The sequence below is a fragment of the Phormidium pseudopriestleyi FRX01 genome, from assembly GCF_017313335.1.
GTDB classification, from domain to species: Bacteria; Cyanobacteriota; Cyanobacteriia; order Cyanobacteriales; family Laspinemataceae; genus Laspinema; species Laspinema pseudopriestleyi.
Map to the genome: position 1 here is coordinate 1 of NZ_JAFLQW010000341.1, position 6430 is coordinate 6430.

General features: G+C 48.8%; 5 protein-coding genes and 1 pseudogene. 1 reads left to right on the forward strand and 5 read right to left on the reverse strand.

Annotated features, from left to right (window positions below; all coding sequences use genetic code 11):
- Nucleotides 1–659 (forward strand): annotated as a pseudogene (locus J0895_RS12870) (hypothetical protein); the annotation flags it as partial.
- Between the two features lie 132 nt (nucleotides 660–791).
- Here J0895_RS12870 and argH read toward each other — a convergent pair.
- The 5 genes from argH to ftsY form a co-directional block, all read right to left on the reverse strand.
- Nucleotides 792–2180, reverse strand: coding sequence for an argininosuccinate lyase (gene argH, locus J0895_RS12875; RefSeq protein ID WP_207088491.1), 1389 nt, complete (start codon nucleotides 2178–2180; stop codon nucleotides 792–794).
- Nucleotides 2181–2302: 122 nt separating this feature from the next.
- On the reverse strand, nucleotides 2303–2557 hold the full coding sequence (locus J0895_RS12880; protein ID WP_207088492.1) for a hypothetical protein: 255 nt from the start codon (nucleotides 2555–2557) through the stop codon (nucleotides 2303–2305).
- Nucleotides 2554–2766, reverse strand: coding sequence for a hypothetical protein (locus J0895_RS12885; RefSeq protein ID WP_207088493.1), 213 nt, complete (start codon nucleotides 2764–2766; stop codon nucleotides 2554–2556). Before J0895_RS12885 ends, J0895_RS12880 begins: the two co-directional genes overlap by 4 nt.
- A 2-nt stretch (nucleotides 2767–2768) precedes the next feature.
- Nucleotides 2769–4226, reverse strand: a complete 1458-nt coding sequence (locus J0895_RS12890; protein WP_207088494.1) for a PP2C family protein-serine/threonine phosphatase — start codon at nucleotides 4224–4226, stop codon at nucleotides 2769–2771.
- 871 nt (nucleotides 4227–5097) lie between these two features.
- The coding region (gene ftsY / locus J0895_RS12895) for a signal recognition particle-docking protein FtsY (protein ID WP_207088495.1) at nucleotides 5098–6430 on the reverse strand (1333 nt) is incomplete at its 5' end.

The following is a 6430-nucleotide window of genomic DNA, read 5'->3' on the forward strand; positions in this document are numbered from 1 at the left end:
ACGACAGCAAGTCGTTACTACGAACGGGGGAAATACCGCTTTCTGCTTTTTGCTTTATTCTTGCCCTGGAAATTCGCTATACTCGAAGAGAGTTGAGAGCGAAGGGCCTGATGGGAAATAATCGAAATCAACCTCAACCTGATGATGCCGTTTTGGGGGGACAACACCCGGCCCCCATAGGTTCTATGGTTTTGGGGGGGTTAGATGGAGTGAAAATGCGTTTGGCTTCAATGGTGGTAGAATATCGAATTACTGCCCTGTCCGAAGCGCTGCGGTATGGAATTGATGGGTTAGATTTAGTAATTGAGGCATTGCGCGATCGCTCTTGTAAAGTGCGTCATGCGGCCTATTTACTCCTAGAAAACAGGACAGAAACTCGGGTGCAACACGCTTTACGGTTTTATAATTCTTATCATACTTTGGTCAATCGCGTTGTAGAAACCGAACCTCCGGCCAAACTTGAGCATATTGATATGATGATGCAAAATTTGGAACAGGTGGAGGGAAGTAAAATGGGTAAAATGGTTGACCAATCTCTCAGTTTAGTCCAAACTTCTGAAGGGCAAGAGCGCATCAAGCATTACTTATTTAACGGGACTGCCAAACAGAAAGATTATGCAGCTCGTTATTTTAAGAAAAAGGGCCGAAAAGATATTTGAGTTACAAGCGTATTAACAGTATTGCTTGAAGTCCGAAAAATCTTTATATTCTTAATTTTTATTTCAACCACTGTAGACTCGCTCAATCTGAAAAGCCCTCACTTTAATTCCGGTGAGGGCTTTTTTAGGGTTTTACACTTCTTTAAAGCGAATCTTAGCTTCTGTTAGGGCTTTTCTCACTTGTTCAAATCCGGTGCCACCGTAACTATTGCGGGCGGATACGACTTGTTTGGGTGCGATCGCAGCGTAAATATCACTCTCAAAGGCGGGATGCAATTCTTTCCACTCCTCTAGGGTTAAATCTTTTAACAATTTCCCCGCCGATAGAGAGGTTTTGACAACTTTGCCAACCAGGTTATAGGCTTCTCGAAAGGGGACACCTTTAGCGGCTAAATAGTCAGCAACATCGGTGGCATTGGAGAAGTCCTCGGCGACGGCTTCGGCAAGGCGTTCCTCGCGAAATTTGATGCCTTCACTCATTAAAATTGTCATGGCTTCTAGGCAAGCCTTGACAGTTTTCACGGCATCAAATAGGGATTCTTTATCTTCTTGCAAGTCTTTATTGTAGGCTAAAGGTAAGCCTTTCATCAACACTAACATTCCTTGTAAATGCCCGAAAACTCGGCCTGTTTTTCCGCGAACTAATTCGGGAACATCGGGGTTTTTCTTTTGCGGCATGATGCTGGACCCTGTGGCACAGCTATCGGTTAGGGTGATAAAGCTAAATTCTTGCGATGCCCAGAGGATAACTTCCTCGGATAGGCGACTCAGATGCACGAGAATCAGACTAGAGGCACAGAGAAACTCGATCGCAAAGTCGCGATCGCTCACTGCATCTAAACTGTTATTATAAGGTCGGCTAAATCCGAGTTCTTCGGCAGTGAATTGGCGATCAATCGGAAAGGTTGTCCCCGCTAAAGCACCGGCCCCTAACGGACTGATATTTACCCGCTGATAAACTTCTCCCAAACGTTCCCAGTCTCGCTGTGCCATTTCAAAATAGGCCAGGAGGTGATGCGCTAAACTAATCGGTTGGGCACGTTGCAGGTGGGTGTAACCGGGGATTAAGGTTTCCACATGGCGATCGGCCAATTCCAGCAAGACACTTTGAAAGTCGCGGATTTGTTGCCGAATTTGCTGGATTTGGTCCCGGAGATAAAGTCGGGTATCGGTCCCCACTTGATCATTGCGCGATCGCCCGGTATGGAGTTTTTTCCCCACATCTCCCACCAGTTCCGTCAAGCGACGTTCCACCGCAAAATGGACATCTTCCGCATCGACTCCGGGTTTAAATAACCCTTGGCGATATTCTTGGCGAATTTGTTCGAGTCCCTTAATCAGCTTATCTGCTTCATCCAGGGAGATAATGCCGGTTTTGCCTAGCATTTTCGCATGGGCCATCGATCCGGTCAAGTCATACTCAATCAGTTGAATATCAAACCCGATACTGGCATTGAAGCGGGCGATCGCCGGATGTAATGCACCTTCAAATCGTTGACTCCAGGTTTTTTGTTCTGTCATGCTCAATTAACCGCCTTCTTAGCTCGCTCAAACAAAATATCATGGGTTATTTGTCATGGGTCATTTGTCATTAGTCATTTGTCATGGGTGATTGACGGACTAAGGATAAATGACCCGTTACTTTAACTACCTCGGAATCCCCGAAATAGATAACCCAGAACCATACCAATCATTAATGCCCAAATTTGTCCAGTTTCAACAAAGTTATCCCAGCTATTTTTAATTTGACCCATAATATCGGGGTCACTGACTTGTTGAGCCAGCACGATCGCCTGACGTAAAGATTCCCCCATCAACGGGGAAAAGACATCGCCCCTGTTGGGAGGGATAGCTAATGGCGCGATTAATTCGTGAAGGCTAGAAAAAAATATAGTCATGAGTTTTTGACACCCTGGAGAGGGCAGGAAGAGGGCTGTTTGCAGTATGCCGGATGAAGTTCATCCTGTAAACGACCCGATCGCAATTCTTCAATTTCTTCAATAATGAGGGCTTCGTCCCTTTCACCGGGAGTATGCTCTCCCGGTGAACCATTGCACTTCGGCGAGTCCGGGACATAGAACAGCCTGATTTCTAGAGTTCTTCCCAACTTCAAACCCCTCCTAGATTCTCCTCCTCAGACCGGGTTTTTGAGCTATCCTCCTCCCTTGTGACTTGCAGCACAATCAGAGTCATATCATCAGTATTTTGAGTATTGGGACCGATAAAATGGCCGACCCTCTCGAATAGGTGTTCTAAAATCGCTTGGGGCTTTTGATAATGTTGACAAGCCCATTCCAAAGCCGCTGTCAAGTTTTCCTCATCAAAGCGATCGCCAACTTGATTACTGGCATCAGTAAACCCGTCAGTGTAATAAATCAGCGTATCTCCAGGCGCAAGCTGAATCTGTGCTTCTTGATACTGGGTATCCGGGTCTAATCCAATCAACATCCCCAACGTATCTAACCGCTGAATCGTCCGCGTAGATGCCTGCCACAATAACGGTGGATTATGTGCCGCATTACTATAGGACAAAATCCGAGTTTCCGGGTCATACTCGGAATAAAACAGCGTGACAAACCGATGAGAATTCTCCAAATCCGCATACATCACCCGGTTTAAATGCTGAAGAATTCGCGAGGGGGAATGACCGTTGAGGACCTCTGCGCGTAACATTCCTCGGGTCATAGTCATAATCAACCCCGCCGGTACCCCTTTCCCCATCACATCGCCAATCACGATGCTCCAGCGTCCGTTCGGTTTTCCGCCTTGATTTTTAGATAGAGCAAAATCGTGGGTTGTGGGAATAAAATCGTAGTAGTCTCCCCCCACCCGACTGGCGGTTTCACAACTGGCAGCCAGTTCAATGCCATTAATCATCGGACATTGGCGCGGCAGGAGTCGCAGTTGGATTTCTGCCCCAATTTCTAATTCTCGGTCCAGTCGTTCCTTCTTCCGCAATTCTACGGTCAGCTCGTCATTTTCGATCGCCACGGCGGTTTGATCCGCCACTAACCGGACCAACTTCTGGCGCGTCGGAGTCCAAGTATAGTCCGGGTCTCGACTGAATACATACAGACGACCGCGTTCCGTATTTTTGACCAAAATGGCGGTGCCAAATAACTGCACGTCTGACCCTAGGTAGGGCGTCACTTGGTAATCTAAGGCCGATGGGGGCAGACTTGAGGCGGCCAAGTTAGAATCATCCATGATTTGACGAGTCAGGTTTTCTAAAGCCTGGCGAATATCATGGCATTCGTGACCATCCTGGCAGTGAAGTTGCTGTAACCTCACTTGACCATTGGGTTTAAACAGAATCAATGCTCCCCCATCGGCATCGGTGACGCGACTCGCCACTAGGGGAATCAACTCCAAGAACTGATTTAAATTGTTAAAGCTGCGTAAGGCAAATCCCAAGGATGACAGCAAATCTTGGACTTTCTTTTGTTCCCGATGCAAACGGGCCACCAGTTCTTTGAGGGCAAAGACGGGGGTTACATCTGCCGATGCGCTGCCGTTGTCGGGTACATCGGGCTGAAATGGCTGTCGAGGGAGAGGCAAAGAAGTCATTGAGTCAAGCTCGCTCCAGCGGGAGTGATTATATCTTTTGTTTTGGGGTAAACATTACCCCACACCATACAGTCTGGTGTTAAAGAATGGCTGCCAATTGGGTTTGGCGATCGCCCTTATGGATTGTTTAAGGGCTGAGTATTTTAAAGCGGTTCTAAATTAACCCAAATGCCACCGAGTTCAAATCGGTTGCTAGATAATATTCGCGGCAAAAGGTAGGAAGTCGAAGGGTTAGCAGAGGGGGCCGTCTCCCCAGTATATTGAGTGGTTTGTCATAAAAAACTCGCACGATCTACGATGCGGATCGCGGGGGGACTGATTTTCTATCAAGCAGGCGGCTTCAGCGTGATTATTTTTCAACCCTGATTCCGACTGTATGAAGCATCAATCTAGATTTCTACAGATATCGCATTAAAGTGGATTTATGATAGCGCTATTTATACGCTCTGCCAATCCACTGATGGGGGGGTTTTCCCAACTCGATTCCTCGTCAGGCGATCGCTGATTTGTTAGATTTTTGGTCACCCATTTCTCAAAGCGAGACTCTACCCGGTGGGTGAGTTACCTGCCGGGACTTCCCTGGAGCATCTCAATTTTGCCTAAAAACCGAATCTGACCTCTCCCCCGAGCCCCCTCCCCTGCAAGGGGAGGGGGAAATTGACCTCTTTCTCCCCCGTACAGCCAAGACATTCATTCCTTATACCTCCCTCTCCTCTTAGGGGAGGGCCGGGGAGGGGTGGTCCGGGGGCTGGGGGGTTAGGTCTCTTTTCAAAATTGAGATGCTCCCGACTTCCCTGGGTTCAAACCCTTAGTCCAATGACTTCAGCCCAGGGAGTCTGAAGGTCTAACGTCTCTATTCTTGCTCTGAATACTAGCCACCAATCAACGCTTCGACAAACTCATAGCTGGAAAAGGGGCGCAGGTCTTCGATTCCTTCACCGGCACCGATAAAGCGGATGGGTAATCCCATCTGCTGCACGATCGCCAAGGCTATGCCACCTTTAGCAGTTCCATCCAATTTTGTCAAGATGACTCCACTCAAATTAATCGCTTCGGAAAACACTTGAGCTTGACGGAGGCCGTTTTGTCCCAGAGTTGCATCCAAAACCAGCAGTGATTCTACCACTGCATCGGGCGCTTTTCTATCCACGATTCTACGGATCTTTGCCAATTCGTCCATCAAATTCTTTTTATTTTGCAGCCGTCCAGCAGTATCCACCAGCAACAGTTCTGTGCCTCGGGCTTGGGCGGCTGAAATCCCATCAAATACCACTGCTGCGGGGTCCGAATTTTTCACCGGGTTGGCAATTACTTCCACATCGGCGCGGCTTCCCCACACCTTGACTTGCTCTACTGCAGCGGCGCGGAAGGTATCTGCTGCCGCAATCAGGGTCTTATAACCGGATTGTTTGGACAGGTGGGCAATTTTACCGATAGTGGTGGTTTTACCGGCACCATTGACCCCGGCAATCACCCAAATGTTCAGGGTCTCTTTCTCCGGGACAAAGTTGGCTTTGTAGTTTTCCTCAAAGGGGCGATCGAGCATTTCCCGGAGGATTTTTTTCAGGTAGGCGATCGCCTCTGCCGGAGGGAGTGCCTCTTCTTTTAACTTCTGTTGGAGGGCCTCAATAATCAAGTCCGTCGCCTCCACCCCCACATCCGCCTGCAACAGGGCCGTTTCAATTTCCATCACCGCTGCTTTATTCAGCGGCCCCTGTCCGACGATTGCCCGTAACTGGTTAATTAAACTCCGACGGGTTCTATCTAACCCCTGGCGTAACTTCTGCAACCAGTTAATCTCTTCAATGGAAACCTCATCGGCACGGCGTCCTTGCGCCGCCAGCACTTCCGCTGACCACAAAAAGCCCTCATCAAACGCCAGTCCGGGAATTTCTATCCCCTCAACATCCGATTGTCCCGGGGTCGGGGTCCGTCTGAGGTCCTCCTCTACTGGACTCTCCACAGCCGTTTCCTCTAACCGCTGCATTCTCCCCTGTCTTTCCGCCTCCGCCCGTGCCAGGAATGACACCGGAGCCGGTGCTGGAGCAGCAGGTTCCGAGGTTTCCGTTGGTTCTGAGGTTTCAATCGCAAGAGCCGCTGCTGGCTCTATAACCTCCTCTGGAACTGCTTCCGGTTCTGGAGTTTCCTCTGCATCAGCGGAGGGTTCTGCCAGTTCTGCATCAGCGGAGGGTTCTGCCAGTTCT

Bases quoted from the DNA above. Each gene is read 5' to 3' on its own strand.
- argH (WP_207088491.1), bottom strand. From the start codon at position 2,180: ATGACAGAACAAAAAACCTGGAGTCAACGATTTGAAGGTGCATTACAT.
- J0895_RS12880 (WP_207088492.1), bottom strand. From the start codon at position 2,557: ATGACTATATTTTTTTCTAGCCTTCACGAATTAATCGCGCCATTAGCT.
- J0895_RS12890 (WP_207088494.1), bottom strand. From the start codon at position 4,226: ATGACTTCTTTGCCTCTCCCTCGACAGCCATTTCAGCCCGATGTACCC.